The following is a 14918-nucleotide window of genomic DNA, read 5'->3' on the forward strand; positions in this document are numbered from 1 at the left end:
GGTTTATGGAAAAAATGATACACAACAGAAAAAGAGAAGCAAAGTTTACAAGGATTTTCTTTTTGGCTGCCGGCATCTTTCTTTTTTACCAAATCTGCAGGACAGTATATGAGTTAGCCGCAGGGGGCAGGGAACTCTCCGGTATTCTGTTCAGACTGGCACTCATCATTCCTGCTTCCGTTGCATTGGGCATGGCTGTTTGTATCCATAAGCAGTGTGCGGGGGAAAACCTCAGGGCACTTTGCATATTTTGGGGCACACTTTCTGAGAGGGAAAAGGAACAGGTGGACCGGTATCTGAGTCATGTGGAGGAGATATTTGGAAGGTTCAGTCTGAAAAGGCTGGCCTGTATCCTGACAGATGAGTGGATCTATCAGTGGAATTCTTATGATCTGACTCTGGTTGAAAGGATTTACAGAAAAACTATCAAAGATGTATATATAAAGAGAGAGCGGCTGTCCGTCCCTCTGGTTATGATCCGAACAGGATACAAAACAGAAAAACTTGTGGGAACCTATTGGACCATGCGCTACACATGCGGATATGGCGGACTGGTTAAGGTAAACGATGAACTTTTTCAAATTATAAAGAAAGAATTGTCTGCACAAAAAAGTGTGGAAGGAAGAGTCTGAACCATAATTGAGAAAGGGGTAGAAGAAAGAACTTGAACCGACAACTGTGAAAGGGAGAGAGAATATGACAAAAGAGGAACTGGCACTGGAAACAGTGGAGAGATTAAAAAAGGAATACCCCGATGTGGGATGTACCCTGGATTATGACCAGGCGTGGAAGCTGCTTGTCAGTGTCCGCCTGGCAGCCCAGTGCACGGACGCCAGAGTCAATGTGGTGGTACAGGATCTGTATGCGAAATACCCGGATGTCAATGCTTTGGCTGATGCAGATGCGGCGGACATTGAGCAGATCGTGAGGCCCTGTGGTCTTGGGAAAAGTAAAGCCAGGGATATCAGTGCCTGTATGAAAATCCTGAGAGATGAATATGGCGGCAGAGTGCCGAATGACTTTAACGCCCTTTTAAAGCTCCCGGGAGTGGGAAGAAAAAGCGCCAACCTGATCATGGGAGATGTATTCGGGGAGCCTGCCATCGTGACAGATACGCACTGTATCCGACTGGTCAACCGTATTGGATTGGTGGACGGTATAAAAGATCCCAAAAAAGTAGAGATGGCGCTGTGGAAACTGATCCCTCCCAAAGAGGGAAGCGATTTCTGTCACAGACTGGTGTTCCATGGCAGGGATGTCTGTACAGCCAGAACAAAGCCGGACTGTGAAAAATGTTGTCTGAAGGATATCTGTCAAAAAAACGGGGTGTGATCTTAATAGCGGTAGAGGACGCCTCAAGAATTTGGAGAAAGAGGCCGGATCCGGAACCGCTGATGCGGCAAATGCCGCGTTTACCGGAGGCAGTACAGCAGACGCTTGGAGCGGGAGCAGCTTTGGAGATACTGCGTTTCCAGTGAGCGGATATAAGTTTTTAAAAGTGATACAGTTTCCGGGGAGGCTTTTTGTCCTCCGTAGCGAATCTCCCGGAACATACGGAATATTTCAGTTAAGGCCGTCTCAGGTGTGTCAAGGGCACCGGCGGCCTTTTCTTCGTATTCAAGCAGAGTCTCCCCCTCTTCAAAGGAAATACCTGACAGCCTGCCCAGCAGAAACAGTCTGTCCATGAGGAAAAGTATTTTTTCATAGCTGCTCATGGAGACATATGCTCTGTGCCGCATAAATTTACGGAACAGAACTGCTGCCGCAGCCATAAGGCAGACGGCTGCAAGGAGAAGGATAATAGGAAGGAGCTTCAGCAGTACCTGCAGAAGGTTGGTATAAATGTCCTCCATTGTCCCGGAATCCCCGGCAGATTCGGTGCTGTGATCCTCTGTCCCGGTGACCAAACCGCTGCTGCCCGGGCCTGTGGGAATAGGAGTATCAGAGTCATCCACGGATTCTGCTTCCCAGGCAGAAACCGCGCCGGAGGCATAGCCGGGTGTGGAGTCAAAGGGAACCCAGCCCACAGGCTCCAGATAGGCCTCTGCCCATGCATGGGCGTTGGAACCGCTCAGATGGATTTCCGTCTTATCCTCACTGCATGTCCGGTCAGTGGCAAAGCCCTCCACATATCGGGTGGGAATTCCCCGGCAGCGTCCGAGGACAGCCATGGCAGTGGCAAAGGAGGTGCAGTAACCGGTTTTGGTGTCAAAGAGAAAAGAGTCGGCAAAATCCTGTCCTTCTGCTGGTGCATCCGCTGTGGTGGAATACTGGTAGTCTGCCAGATATGCCCGGATGGCTTTTAGTTCCTCCAGAGGTGTCTGACACCCCATGGTAAGTTCTTCTGCAAGATCGTATACCCGTCGGGGAAGATCATCCGGAAGGGCGGTACAGTTCTTAACAATACGGGAACGGCGGGCGCTGTCCCTTTGGGAACCGGAAGTCACGGCTAGAAGCCTTTGGAAATCCTCACTGTTATAGTTCAGCTCCAGAAACTGCAGGCTGTAGGAAAAACCAACACCCTTTGCCTTTGAGAGGAGAACATTTCCTCCTCTGGATTCGGCTTCCAGAGAGGATGGCAGTTGAAATTTCCAGGTATTTGGGGCATGGAAGAGACTCTTTGTCTTGAGGCCTTCAAATTTTATCTCCATTGTACACAGATGGGTCAGTGAACGGATTTCCTCATCACTCAGCCCGGAAACAGACAGAGATTCATTGATACTCTTATACTGTTCCAGGTATTCCTTTCCTTTTTCTCTGCCGGAAGGCTCCTCCGGCGTCCAGGAACTTCCGTCGTAAGTGTCATAGAGGGTTCCCGCCAGATAAAGGGGGGATTTGGTCTGAGTTCCCGTAACAGAGATTTGAGGGTTATCTGATTGGATCAGGCTTCCGCCCAGGGTTCCCTTTGAACCGTATCCGGAGCGGGACAGGGAATAGGTGTCTGAAGTGCCGGAAAAGAAATGATCCAGATTTATAAGCAGCGCGTTTGCTTTTTCCTGTACAGCACCTGCAGCTCTTCTCACAGTTTCCCAGCGTATGGGCGTATTTTTCACGGGGAGCAGACAGATGAAGAGGAGGCACATGAAAAACAGAGGTGCCAGGAAAAAGATATCCTGCTTTTTGATACCTCTTTTTTGACCTGCAGCTTCGGCTAAAAACAGCAGGCAGCAGAAAAATACCAGGCAGATGCTCCATTTGGACAGGGAAATCCCTTGGATTCCATAATAGATAAGACAGGCAAGCTCTGCCAGAAGGATAGGTAATGTCATAAACAGGTGCCCGGCTGCGGCCACACACAGTACGGATGCTCCGAGACAGGCGGCTTCTATTTGGATATAGGGAAGGAGTATGCCTAAGTCTCTGCCGGATAGGTGAAAGAAAATAAAAATTGCCAGATGCAGGACGAGCAAGATAAAGCCTGGCGGAAGGAGGGCATTTTTTTTGACTGCATAGTGGAAAAGGAGAGAGAAAAGTACAGCGCCTCCGATCAGAAGCATGGGGGGCCAGTGCAGGACCCAGAAAGAGTCAGCCAGCAGAAGAAGGCCTGCGCTAAGACAGGCCCCGTGAAGGCTCTCATAATATTTACCAATAAATTCCCGGTACTTTTTCATAAGCTTAATTCTCCTGCATTGATGCACAATACCTCATTACCAAGAATACGGCTCTCCTCTATGGTCCGTGTAAGTTCAGGTGACTGCGAGGAGGTGACAAGGATGTAGGCTCTGGTACCTGCCAGGCGGGCAGCATACCGGCCCCATACCTTCTCAAGGGGGAGAGGGGATTCAAAAGAAATATCTGCGCATTTCTCATAAAAGGCATCAAATCCGGTGCAGACATCTATGAGAAGCTCCCGGATTTCCGTATCCATATAGACTACCCGGACAGGAATGTTTTTCAGGCAGCAGTCCCGCAGATAGGAGAGGGCTGCCTCCAGAATATTGTCCTCTGCCTGGAGCCGCATCTCCGAATCCCCCCGGATAGGGCTTAAATCCAGCAGGAGGACTGTTTCAAAAAGTTCCTCGGGCATCTGCTTGCGCACAAGAAGCTCCCCTGTCCTGGCGGAGTTTTTCCAATGGATATATTTCCTGGGATCTCCGCTTTGATAGCGGCGAACCTGGTGATCCGGCAGGTTCTGGAGACGGGTGGTGGGGAACAGGGTGTTCTTGGGATCCTTTTTCTTAAGAGCCAGACTGAGGCGCTCCAGAGGAAGGATCCGCGGTTTGGCTGTGAGCCGTACCTGGGACATCATGGGGTAAGTGATGGTGAATAGTCCTAAAAAGTCCGTGACTGTGACGCTTTTCACACCCACCGGGTAAGTGCCTCTGTGCCTGCAGTACATTTTTGTTTCAATCCGCTTCTGGTCATGGGGGAGAAGACACAGATGCTCCGGTTCCGGGTCTGTACTGTTGTACTGCATTGTGGCCATATCCGTATAAAAATGCAGGGTTATATCTGTAAAAGGAAGAAAATCCTCATTGCCGAGAATGAGCTGATAGGGGACTTTCTGCCCTTTTACTACCAAGTGCTCTACATTCTGTACGATTTTAAAGCGAAAGTAAACATACAGAGAGTAGAGAAGCGCCAGCAGAGGCAGCAGCAGGGAAAAGTAGAAGAGCAGATAGGAAACCGCTTTGCCCTGAAAGCTTACCAACACTGTGCTGCCTATGATAAAAAGCAGACAGGCCGCTTTTTTCATAAAACGGGTACGTGTGCTGCACGCATGGCCTCCTGCAGCATTTCCCTTTCATTTTTTCCCTCCAGCCGTGCCTCGGAAGATAAGATCAGCCGGTGCAGCAGCACCGGCGGTGCAAGAGCGGCAATATCTTCCGGTGTGGTGTACATGCGGCCCTCCAGATAGGCTCGGCTTTTGGCAGCGCGCACCAAGGCAATGGCGGCTCTGGGGCTTGCGCCCAGGGATAAATATCTGCTTTTTCTGGTGTTTCTTGTGATCTCAACCGCGTAAGCCATTACATCCTGGTGTACAGCCACTGCCTTGACCTCATCCTTGATCTGCATAAGTTCGTCTCTGGTAGTGACCGGGCTTAATTTTTTCAAAGGCTCCCCGTCTACCATACGGCGCACGATATCCGCCTCGTCCGCAGGTGTCTCCGGGTATCCCATGGAAATTTTCATCATAAAACGGTCAAGCTGTGCCTCGGGCAGCCGATAGGTGCCCAGTTGTTCCACAGGGTTCTGGGTGGCAATGACCATAAATAACTCGGGAAGGGCATACGTGATGCCGTCCACAGTGACCTGCTGTTCCTCCATGGCCTCCAACAGGCTCGCCTGGGTTTTTGGGGAGGTACGGTTGATCTCATCCGCCAAAAGGATGTCATTCATTACAGCTCCGGGAACATAGGAAAATTTTCCGGTCTGCATCTGATACATGGACATGCCGATGACATCCCCGGGAAGTGTATCCGGAGTGAACTGAATTCTGGCAAAGCTGCACTGGACTGACTGAGCCAGTGCCTTTCCAAGAGTAGTTTTCCCCACCCCGGGCACGTCCTCCAAAAGCAGGTGTCCGTCGGAGAGAAGGGTGATGAGTGCCAGCTCTATGACCCGGCGTTTCCCCACGATCACGGACTCCATGTTTTGGATGATTTTTTTTAATATTTCCGACTGAGGCATATAAGACCTCCTTTGTTTTTCGTATAGTATTATAATAACAAAGCAGAGCAACAGTGTAAATGATCAAAAAAGCTTTTATCAGACAATTATTGCGCACAGGAAAAAAAGCAGGTATAATAATTAAAATACGACAAAAAACTACAAGGTGACAGTTGATATATGCGGAAGAAAAAATGGATAAAAAGACTGGCCGCTGCAGTGCTCATACTGCTTGCGCTGTTGGTGCTTGCGTCCAATATAGTAGTGGATCTGGCACTGGTGCCTGAGAAGATGGAACAGACTCAGGCATTTGAGGATATAACAGAGGACAGCTATGAAGCGCTTGTAAAGACGGATGACATTGAACAGAACAAAATGGCCAGCCTGGAGAAAACAGAAAAGTGGGTCAGGTCAGCGGACAGTGAGGAGGTATCGGTGACAACAGAAGACGGATACCGTCTGCTGGGCCGGGCTTTCTATCAGGAGGGCGAAAGCCATGACTGGGTTCTGCTTTTGCACGGTTATACCGGATGGAAAGAGGAGATGTATCCCATTGCTTTTGAATATGCTGAGAGAGGATATCAGGTTTTGGTGCCGGATATGCGCTGCAGCGGAGAGAGCGAAGGGGATTTTATCGGTATGGGCTGGACGGACAGAAAAGATAATCTGCTGTGGCTCCAAACAATACTGAAAAAGGATAAAAATGCCAGGATCGTCATACACGGACAATCCATGGGAGGTGCCTGCGCCCTGATGATGACAGGGGAGGATCTGCCTGATAATGTAAAAGCGGTGGTATCAGACAGTGCCTATACAGATGCGTACAGTATTTTTAAAAAGCAGTTAAAGGACTGGTTTCATCTCCCGGGTTTTCCCCTGGTTGATGGGGCAGACCTGATGCTGCAGATACGCGGCGGCTATAGTCTGAAAAAAGCCTCCGCCCTGGATGCGGTGAAGAAAAGCACCATTCCTCTTCTTATTATACATGGGGAGGAGGATGTGTTCGTTCCGGTGGAGATGGCTTATACGCTTTATGACGCGGCGGACTGCGAAAAGGAACTGCTGATCGTGGAAGGCGCCGGACATGCCCAGGCACCTGACAAGGCGCCGCAGGAGTATTACAAAACAGTATTTTCTTTTCTGGAGACGCATGGAATGACGGCTTTTGGATGAAAATACAAAGTGTAGGAAAAGAGAGAAGAAGAATACTGAGATATGCGGCTTGAAAAATCTCTGCCTGTCTGCTATAGTAGGTAGATAAAGCGCGTGCGAAGCGTGCTGTTGCTCACAGACTGCGTTTTTGCAGGGCGGTGGATGGCAGCGCGGTAGAAGATCACTGGAGAAATATTATGCATGAAAAAATAGAGGTACTTGGCATTTCTGTGGAGAAATGTTATGTAGAGGACGTGATGGAATACGTCAATGAGAATTGGTATAAGGAGTCACTGTCCACTTATGGAGTGCTCAATATGAAACTGCTGATGGCAGCCCAGGAGGATGAGAAGCTCAAGGAATATATCAGCATTCTGGACAAGGCCGTGGTGGATGAGCCGGAGGTTCTGAAGGCGGCAGGTGTTGAGGACCCCAGGCTTGAAGAGGAGGCAGCCAGGCACGGCTTCTTCTCCACACTGTTCTGGTTTTTGTCCCATTATAAGAACCAGGTCTTTCTGCTGGGCGAGACAGAGGAGGATACGGAAGCGTTCTATAATTTTGTGAAGGATAAATACCCGGATATTGTGATAGTCGGGAGAGACAGCCTGCAGGAGGCCCATGCTGACCAGATTGACAGAGTTATCAATGAGATCAACTCCTTCAGCCCCCAGGTGGTGCTGACATGCTCCAGAAATATGGAGATAGAGCGTTTTGTGGCGGACAACAGGAAGATGATGAATACAAAAATTTTGTTCTGCCTGGGTGAACGGCAGGAGATCCAGAAGGAAACAGGGTTAAAAAAAGGCTGGCTGGGAAAACTTCTGGAAAAGAGTACATTTAAAAAGCTGGTTTCACAGTACAATGAGGAGAACGAGGACTCAGGAAAAGGAGAAGAGTAGCATGCTTGCTGAGAAAAAAGTGAATTGGCGGGCATATGTGTATATACTGATCGGGACGGCTGTGATGGCCGTCTCAATCACTTCCATTTACGACCATATGCAGATGGTGACCGGAGGTTTTTCCGGACTGGCCATTATCATCAAAGCTTTGACTGAGAAAGTGATGCCCGGCGGGATTCCCCTGTGGCTGACCAATGCAGTTTTGAATATCCCGCTGTTCTTTTTCGGAGTGAGCATAAAGGGGTGGGAATTTACTAAGAAGTCTATCTTTGGTGCGCTTGCCCTGTCGCTCTGGCTTTTTTTGATACCGGAACTTCCCATCATACCGGATGATATGCTGCTGGCAGCTCTGTTCGGCGGTGTGATCATGGGAGTGGGAATTGGTTTTATCTTCATGGGGCAGGGAACTACAGGCGGAACCGACATGGTTTCCGCGCTGATCCAGCATAAGATGCGCCATTATTCCATTGCCCAGATCCTGCAGGTGGTGGACGGGGCTATTGTCATATTAGGTGTATTTGTCTTCGGACTACAGAGGGCGCTCTATGCGGTAATCGCCATATTTATCACAACAAAGGTGACGGACGGATTTCTGGAAGGTATGAAGTTCGCCAAGATTGCGTTTATTATTACAGACCTGCACGACGAGCTTGCAAAGAGTCTCATGGAAGAACTGGAGAGGGGCCTTACAGGGATTTCTGCCAGGGGTATGTATTCCGGTGAGGAAAAAACCATGCTGTTCTGCGTGGTCGGGAAGAAGCAGATCGTGCGTCTGAAAGAGCTGGTTACCAGAACAGATCCAAAAGCTTTTGTGATAGTCACAGACGCCCGTGAGGTCATCGGGGAGGGATTCCACAGCGGTGAAGAAATGTGAGTTTTTTCCTCTGTCTGAATCATAAAAAGAAAAGGGAAAATGTGAACAAAATGTTACATTTTGAAAAAAAGATGTAATATTTAACATTTTCTCTTTATTTTTTTTCGATTATGTATTAGTATATAGTGTAGGGTTTTTTGTTTTTATGGGATGGAAACAAGGAAATATACTATATAATGAAAGAAGGAAAGAGAATGATATCAAACCAGGTACTACAAAACACTCTGGACGGGCTGAAAAGCATATCCAGAACAGACTTCTACATCACGGACATGGAAGGGAAAGTGATGGCATCTACTTTTTCTGAGAATGTTTGTGCACAGGAGGAAGTTTTAGCTTTTGCAAATTCCCAGGCAGACAGTCAGGTGATCAAAGGGTATCAGTTCTTTAAGATCTACGATGACCATCAACTGGAATATGTGCTGGTTATCAATAGCGCCGGAGACGATGTCTATACACTTGGAAAGCTTGTGGTTTTCCAGATCCAGGGACTGCTGACCGCGTATAAAGAGCGGTTTAATAAGGACAACTTTATTAAGAATCTGCTTTTGGACAATCTGCTGTTAGTGGATATCCATAACCGGGCCAAGAAGCTGCATGTGGAAGTGGATGTGCGCAGAGTTGTATTTATTCTGGAGACCAACCAGGATAAGGACTACGGTTCTCTGGAGAATATTAAAAATCTATTGGGCGGCAAAACTGGGGATTTTGTCACTGCTGTAGACGAGAAGAGTATTATCATTGTAAAAGAGCTGACTGCCACGGACAACTATCCGCAGGTGGACAAGATCGCGAATATGATCCTGACTACCTTGGGTATTGAGAAGGACGGCAGGACTCATATAGCATACGGCACCATTGTGAAGGAGTTAAAAGAGGTATCACGCTCCTACAAGGAAGCGCGTATGGCTCTGGATGTGGGTAAGATCTTCTTCGGAGACAGAGAAGTGATCGCCTACAGTTCCCTTGGCATCGGCCGATTGATCTACCAGCTGCCGATTCCTCTTTGCAAAATGTTTATCCGTGAGATTTTCGATGGAAAATCACCGGATGACTTTGATGAGGAGACACTGACCACCATCAATAAATTCTTTGAAAACAGCCTGAATGTCTCAGAGACATCGAGACAGCTGTACATACACAGGAATACCCTGGTATACCGGCTGGACAAGCTCCAGAAGAGTACCGGTCTTGACCTGCGTGTGTTTGAGGATGCCATAACATTTAAGATAGCCCTGATGGTGGTAAAATATATGAAGTATATGGAGACACTTGATTACTGATATCCGGGGAAGCGGGTATCGGGAACACAGGAGGATATTTATGATTGATTTAAAGGGCGTGAGTAAAGCATACAGTAAGGGCCAGCCGGCTCTTAACAATGTGTCGCTTCACGTAGAGAAGGGTGAATTTGTTTTTATCGTGGGCAACAGCGGCTCAGGTAAATCCACTCTGATAAAGCTGCTGTTGAAGGAACTGGATCCCACAAGCGGGTCTATCACGGTAAACGGACAGCGCCTGGACAAGTTAAGACGGAGAAAAGTGGCAAAATACCGCAGGGGAGTCGGTGTTGTATTCCAGGATTTCCGTCTGCTTCGTGACAGGAATGTCTATGAAAATGTAGCATTTGCGCAGCGGGTCATCGAGCGTCCCACACGTGTCATCAAAAAGCGCGTGCCTGAGGTGCTCACCTTAGTGGGCCTGGCTGAAAAATACAAATCCCGTCCGGACCAGTTATCCGGCGGTGAGCAGCAGAGGGTTGCCCTGGCAAGGGCGCTGGTGAACCGTCCAAGTATTTTGCTTGCGGATGAGCCCACAGGTAACCTGGACCCTAAGAACTCTTTTGAGATCATGAAGCTGCTGGAGGAGATCAACGAGCGCGGTACAACCGTTCTTGTCGTTACACACAACAGGGAAATCGTGAACGCATTTAAGAAGCGGGTGATTACCATGAAGAAAGGCGTCATTGTAAGCGACGAACAAGAAGGTGGATATCAGTATGAGAATTAGTACAATAGCATACATATTAAAACAGGGTGTGAAGAACATCTGGAGAAACTTGAGATTCTCCCTTGCTTCTATCGCCACCATGTCCGCATGTATCTTTCTGTTTGGACTGTTTCTTGCACTGGTTATGAACTTTAGATATATCGTCCACACAGCGGAGGAAGGCGTAGCGGTTGTTGTATATTTTGACGAGGGAACAAAACAGGAACAGATTGATGACATCGGTCAGAAGATCAAGGCCCGTGAAGAGGTTGCGGATGTAAAATACATTTCTGCCGATCAGGCATGGGAAGAGTTCCGTGATGACTATCTGGGCGGCGACGAGGCACTGGCAGAGGGCTTCAGAAATCAGGATAATCCTCTCGCCAACTCAGCCAACTATCAGGTATACCTGAAGAATGTTGAGGAACAGAGCCAGCTTGTAGAGTATATTGAATCTCTGGACGGCGTGCGCAGTGTCAGCCAGTCACAGTCAGCGGAGAAGACCCTATCCACGTTTAATAAATTGATCGGATATGTGTCTCTGGCAATTGTATTTATACTGCTGGCAGTTGCATTCTTCCTGATCAGCAATACCATTACTATGGGTATTTCTGTGCGGCAGGAAGAGATTGGTATCATGAAACTGATCGGGGCAACTGACTTCTTTGTAAGGGCACCATTCGTCATCGAAGGTATCCTGCTGGGTATTGTAGGCGCGGCGATCCCTATGGGAATTCTCTATGTGCTCTATAATAAGGTGATCGAGTTTGTTATGACAAGATTCCATCTTCTGTCAGGATTCCTGCAGTTTTTGGATGTATCCCATGTATTCCGTATTCTGCTTCCTGTAGGTGTGGGACTTGGAATCGGTATTGGTTTCATAGGAAGTATGATGTCTGTAAGGAAACATTTAAGGGTATAATTTATAAAGTACAGAAGAGATGCTGCTGAACAGATGCTGCCTCCCCGTTGGCGGGAGGACTGTTTGGCGGTGTCTCCTTTTTATTTTGAGTGTGGAAAGGAACTGAAAAAGTGGACAGAAAGAAATATATCAAAGGGTTTCTGCTGGGTGTTCTCTGTACGGTGCTGATAGGCGGCGGAGTGTCCGGTTATCTGTGGTATCAGAACCAGAAGGGGGTTGTGAATAATTCCACTGTGAAGAAGGCCAAGTTGATCGAGGGGATCATAGACGAATATTATCTGGAGGATATAGATAAGGAGGAACTGGAGTCCTATCTGTATAAAGGACTGGTGGCAGGACTTGGTGATCCTTATTCCGGATACTATACCTCGGAGGAATATACAAAGCTCAACGAGAGCACAGGGGGCGAATACCTGGGTGTGGGAGTAGTGCTTCAACAGGACGCCAAGACAGGGATCGTCTCCATTACCAGATGTTATGAGGGGGCACCGGGAGCCAAGGCAGGACTGCTGCCCGGAGACGTGATCTATAAAGTAAACGGGGAGACCACCACAGACAAGGAACTGACAGAGGTGGTAAAGATCATCAAAGCCTCAGAGGACAAGACAGCCCACCTGGAGATCGCCAGGGAGGGTGAGAGCGATTATCTGAGCCTGGATATTCCCCTGGAACATGTGGAAGTCCCTATGGTGGAGCATGAAATGCTGGAGGACCACATCGGATATATTCAGATCTATGAATTTGCAGAGGTAACTGCAGCCCAGTATGAATCGGCATTTCAGGACCTGCAGAGTCAGGGGATGGAGCGCCTGATCGTGGATCTTCGCGACAATCCCGGAGGGCTGCTGATCTCCGTGTGTGATATTCTGGAGCAGATACTGCCAAAGGGTCTTATTGTCTACACAGAGGATAAGAATGGGGGCAGAAAGGAATATACCTGTGACGGGGAACATGAACTGCAGATCCCCCTTACCGTTCTTGTCAATGAAAACAGCGCCAGCGCGTCGGAAATCTTCTCAGGTGCCGTGCAGGATTACGGGATCGGAAAGCTGGTGGGAACTACCACTTATGGAAAAGGTATTGTGCAGATGCCCATTCCTCTTACAGACGGAAGTGCGGTTAAGCTCACTATCGCCAAGTATTATACACCAAAGGGCCGCAATATCCATGGCACGGGAATCCAGCCGGATGTGGAGGTGGAGCTGGATGAAGGGCTCCGCCAGCAGGTGAAAATAGAGCAGTCAGAGGATAACCAGCTTCAGAAGGCGATCGAGGTGGTCAAAGGAATGTAAGGGGAATTCAGTTGAAGAGACGGCCGATTCGTGGTAAACTGTTTAAAATGGAAAGTGAGGGAGACAGCGTATGAGTGATTATGTGATCATGACGGATAATACAGTGGATATGCCCTTAGCATGGCTGAAGGAACACCAGGTGGATTATCTCTGCCTGTCCTGTAATATGGACGGGGAGATTTATGACAAGGAGCATGTTATAGAGGATAAAGAATTTTACAGGCGTATGAGGGCAGGCTCTATGCCCACCACATCGCAGGTGAATCCCACAGCAGCAGAGGAGATTTTTGAGTCTGTGCTGAAAGAGGGGAAGGATGTTCTGTATCTGGCATTCTCATCCGGACTCAGCGGTACTTACAATAGCTGCCGTGTTGCGGTGGAAGAGCTTAGAGACTCCTATCCTGACAGAAAGCTGGAGGTGATCGACACTCTGGCCGCGTCCATGGGAGAAGGCCTGCTTGTGTGGTATGCTGTTAAGATGAAGGAAGAAGGAAAGTCCATGGAGGAAGTGGCGCAGTGGGTCAAAGAAAATATTCTTCATACCGGTCATGTCTTCACTGTGGATGACTTAAACCATCTATACCGTGGCGGACGTGTGTCAAAGGCAACAGCGGTTCTGGGAACACTGGCGAATATCAAGCCTATGCTCCATGTGGACAATGAAGGAAAGCTTATACCAGTTGGAAAAGTCAGAGGACGGAAAAAATCCCTGGCAACCCTGGTGTCCATGATGGAAGAGAGAGTGGGAACTTACCGGGATAAAAATGAGATCGTCCTGATCAGCCATGGAGACTGTGAGGAAGACGCGGCGTATGTGGCAAAGCTTGTAGAAGAAAAGTTCGGCATTACAAATGTAATGATGAACCCTATAGGAGCCACGATCGGCGCCCATGCCGGCCCGGGTACGGTGGCACTGTTTTTCCTTGGGGAATACAGGTAATGTATTAAATCTTTTTTATTATTTCATATAGCGCTTGACAGTTTTCTGCAAGAGAAGTTAAACTGATAGAAGTGAAGGATTTACCAAGGAAAAAGTGTATGAAAGGATTAATGCACGATGGACAATAGACATGGGAGTTCTTCTGAAGTCTTTCGGGAGGAGGCATTGGGGCGTTTATGAACAACAGACAGACAATTTTGATTGTAGATGATGTGGAAATGAACCGTGCGATTTTGGATGCTACCTTTTCGGAAGATTACAGAATCTTAGAAGCTGAAAACGGAAAGCAGGCCATGGAGCTTATCATGGAGCAGCAGGACAGGCTGGCCGCCATACTGCTTGACGTAGTTATGCCTGTTATGGATGGATTTGAAGTGCTGGAAGAGATGCAGAAGCTTGAGCTGACGCATAAGATTCCTGTCTTTTTGATAACAGCAGAGAACTCTCAGGAAGTTTTAAAAAGAGGGTATGAACTGGGTGTTGTGGATATTATCGGAAAGCCGATCATTCCCTTTTTCATCCGCCGAAGGATCGGCAATGTAATACGGCTCAACAACATTGTGAATGAGCAGGAAGCGCTGCTGAGGGAACAGGCCCAGGAGATACGGGAGCTGAACAGTTCTATCATCGAGACGCTCTCCACGGCCATTGAGTTCAGGGACTGCGAGTCCGGTGAGCACGTTACCAGGATTCGGGACTTGACGCTCATTCTTCTGCGGGTCATCAAGGAGATGGACCCGTCCTGCTGTATTGAGGAGGATGACCTGCCAATAATAGCAGATGCCGCAGTCATGCATGACGTGGGTAAGATCGCCATTCCTGACGGCATTCTCAACAAGCCGGGCAGGCTTACAGCGGAAGAATTTGAGATCATGAAGACACATACCATACGTGGCTGTGAGCTTCTGGACAGTGTGCCGCGGTTCCGCGAGAACCATGTGTACAAATATGCGTATGATATCTGCCGCCATCACCATGAAAGGTGGGACGGACGGGGATATCCGGACGGGCTGAAGGGAGATGAGATATCTATTCAGGCACAGGTGGTGTCTGTGGCAGATGTCTATGACGCCCTGGTCAGTGACCGTGTATACAAAAAAGCATATCCCCACGATACAGCGTATGAGATGATACGCAATGGGGAATGCGGCTGCTTCAGTCCTCTCTTGATGGAAGGACTCAGCAGAGCCAAGGATAAGATGAAGGCTCTCTATCAGAGAGAAAAATAAAAAGGCGCATC

At 48.4% G+C, this 14918-nt stretch carries 14 protein-coding genes; 11 read left to right on the forward strand and 3 right to left on the reverse strand.

Translation table 11 applies throughout. The annotated features are described in order from the left end of the window. Window positions 1-5 precede the first annotated feature (5 nt). The gene (locus tag BLCOC_RS05215; protein ID WP_115624622.1) at window positions 6-632 is read left to right on the forward strand and encodes a hypothetical protein; all 627 of its coding nucleotides are present in this window, start codon (window positions 6-8) and stop codon (window positions 630-632) included. Window positions 633-696: 64 nt separating this feature from the next. After that, window positions 697-1332: an endonuclease III domain-containing protein gene (locus BLCOC_RS05220; protein ID WP_029470358.1), complete on the forward strand. Its 636-nt coding sequence runs from the start codon at window positions 697-699 to the stop codon at window positions 1330-1332. A gap of 80 nt (window positions 1333-1412) precedes the next feature. Here the strand turns inward: BLCOC_RS05220 and BLCOC_RS05225 are convergent, their stop codons facing one another. The 3 genes from BLCOC_RS05225 to BLCOC_RS05235 are packed head-to-tail and all read right to left on the reverse strand — an operon-like array spanning window position 1413 to window position 5631. Then, on the reverse strand, window positions 1413-3611 hold the full coding sequence (locus BLCOC_RS05225) for a transglutaminase TgpA family protein (RefSeq protein ID WP_115624623.1): 2199 nt from the start codon (window positions 3609-3611) through the stop codon (window positions 1413-1415). Next, on the reverse strand, window positions 3608-4696 hold the full coding sequence (locus BLCOC_RS05230; protein WP_115624624.1) for a DUF58 domain-containing protein: 1089 nt from the start codon (window positions 4694-4696) through the stop codon (window positions 3608-3610). Before BLCOC_RS05230 ends, BLCOC_RS05225 begins: the two co-directional genes overlap by 4 nt. Then, window positions 4693-5631, reverse strand: a complete 939-nt coding sequence (locus tag BLCOC_RS05235; RefSeq protein WP_115624625.1) for an AAA family ATPase — start codon at window positions 5629-5631, stop codon at window positions 4693-4695. Before BLCOC_RS05235 ends, BLCOC_RS05230 begins: the two co-directional genes overlap by 4 nt. A gap of 159 nt (window positions 5632-5790) precedes the next feature. On the opposite strand from BLCOC_RS05235, the gene BLCOC_RS05240 reads away from it, so the two are divergent. The 9 genes from BLCOC_RS05240 to BLCOC_RS05280 all read left to right on the forward strand — a co-directional run bounded on the left by BLCOC_RS05240 (window position 5791) and on the right by BLCOC_RS05280 (window position 14907). Next, complete coding sequence (locus BLCOC_RS05240; RefSeq protein WP_115624626.1) at window positions 5791-6783, forward strand: alpha/beta hydrolase; 993 nt, start codon at window positions 5791-5793, stop codon at window positions 6781-6783. Between the two features lie 176 nt (window positions 6784-6959). Further along, entirely contained in the window at window positions 6960-7661 is a 702-nt protein-coding gene (locus BLCOC_RS05245; RefSeq protein WP_029470353.1) for a WecB/TagA/CpsF family glycosyltransferase, read from the forward strand. 1 nt (window position 7662) lies between these two features. Next, the gene (locus tag BLCOC_RS05250; protein ID WP_029470352.1) at window positions 7663-8535 is read left to right on the forward strand and encodes a YitT family protein; all 873 of its coding nucleotides are present in this window, start codon (window positions 7663-7665) and stop codon (window positions 8533-8535) included. Between the two features lie 194 nt (window positions 8536-8729). Further along, window positions 8730-9818 carry a PucR family transcriptional regulator gene (locus BLCOC_RS05255; RefSeq protein ID WP_026255447.1) on the forward strand — a complete coding sequence of 363 codons (1089 nt, stop codon included), beginning with the start codon at window positions 8730-8732 and terminating at the stop codon, window positions 9816-9818. Between the two features lie 40 nt (window positions 9819-9858). Beyond that, complete coding sequence (ftsE, locus tag BLCOC_RS05260) at window positions 9859-10545, forward strand: cell division ATP-binding protein FtsE (protein ID WP_018595098.1); 687 nt, start codon at window positions 9859-9861, stop codon at window positions 10543-10545. Next, window positions 10535-11446 (forward strand): permease-like cell division protein FtsX, encoded by a 912-nt coding sequence (ftsX, locus tag BLCOC_RS05265; protein ID WP_018595099.1) that lies wholly within the window; start codon window positions 10535-10537, stop codon window positions 11444-11446. Before ftsE ends, ftsX begins: the two co-directional genes overlap by 11 nt. 110 nt (window positions 11447-11556) lie before the next feature. Next, window positions 11557-12738: a S41 family peptidase gene (locus BLCOC_RS05270; RefSeq protein ID WP_029470351.1), complete on the forward strand. Its 1182-nt coding sequence runs from the start codon at window positions 11557-11559 to the stop codon at window positions 12736-12738. Window positions 12739-12808: 70 nt separating this feature from the next. Then, on the forward strand, window positions 12809-13678 hold the full coding sequence (locus BLCOC_RS05275; RefSeq protein WP_115624627.1) for a DegV family protein: 870 nt from the start codon (window positions 12809-12811) through the stop codon (window positions 13676-13678). 176 nt (window positions 13679-13854) lie between these two features. After that, window positions 13855-14907 (forward strand): HD-GYP domain-containing protein, encoded by a 1053-nt coding sequence (locus BLCOC_RS05280; protein WP_029470349.1) that lies wholly within the window; start codon window positions 13855-13857, stop codon window positions 14905-14907. Window positions 14908-14918 lie beyond the last annotated feature (11 nt).

Source organism: Blautia coccoides (genome assembly GCF_034355335.1).
Lineage (GTDB): Bacteria > Bacillota > Clostridia > Lachnospirales > Lachnospiraceae > Blautia > Blautia producta.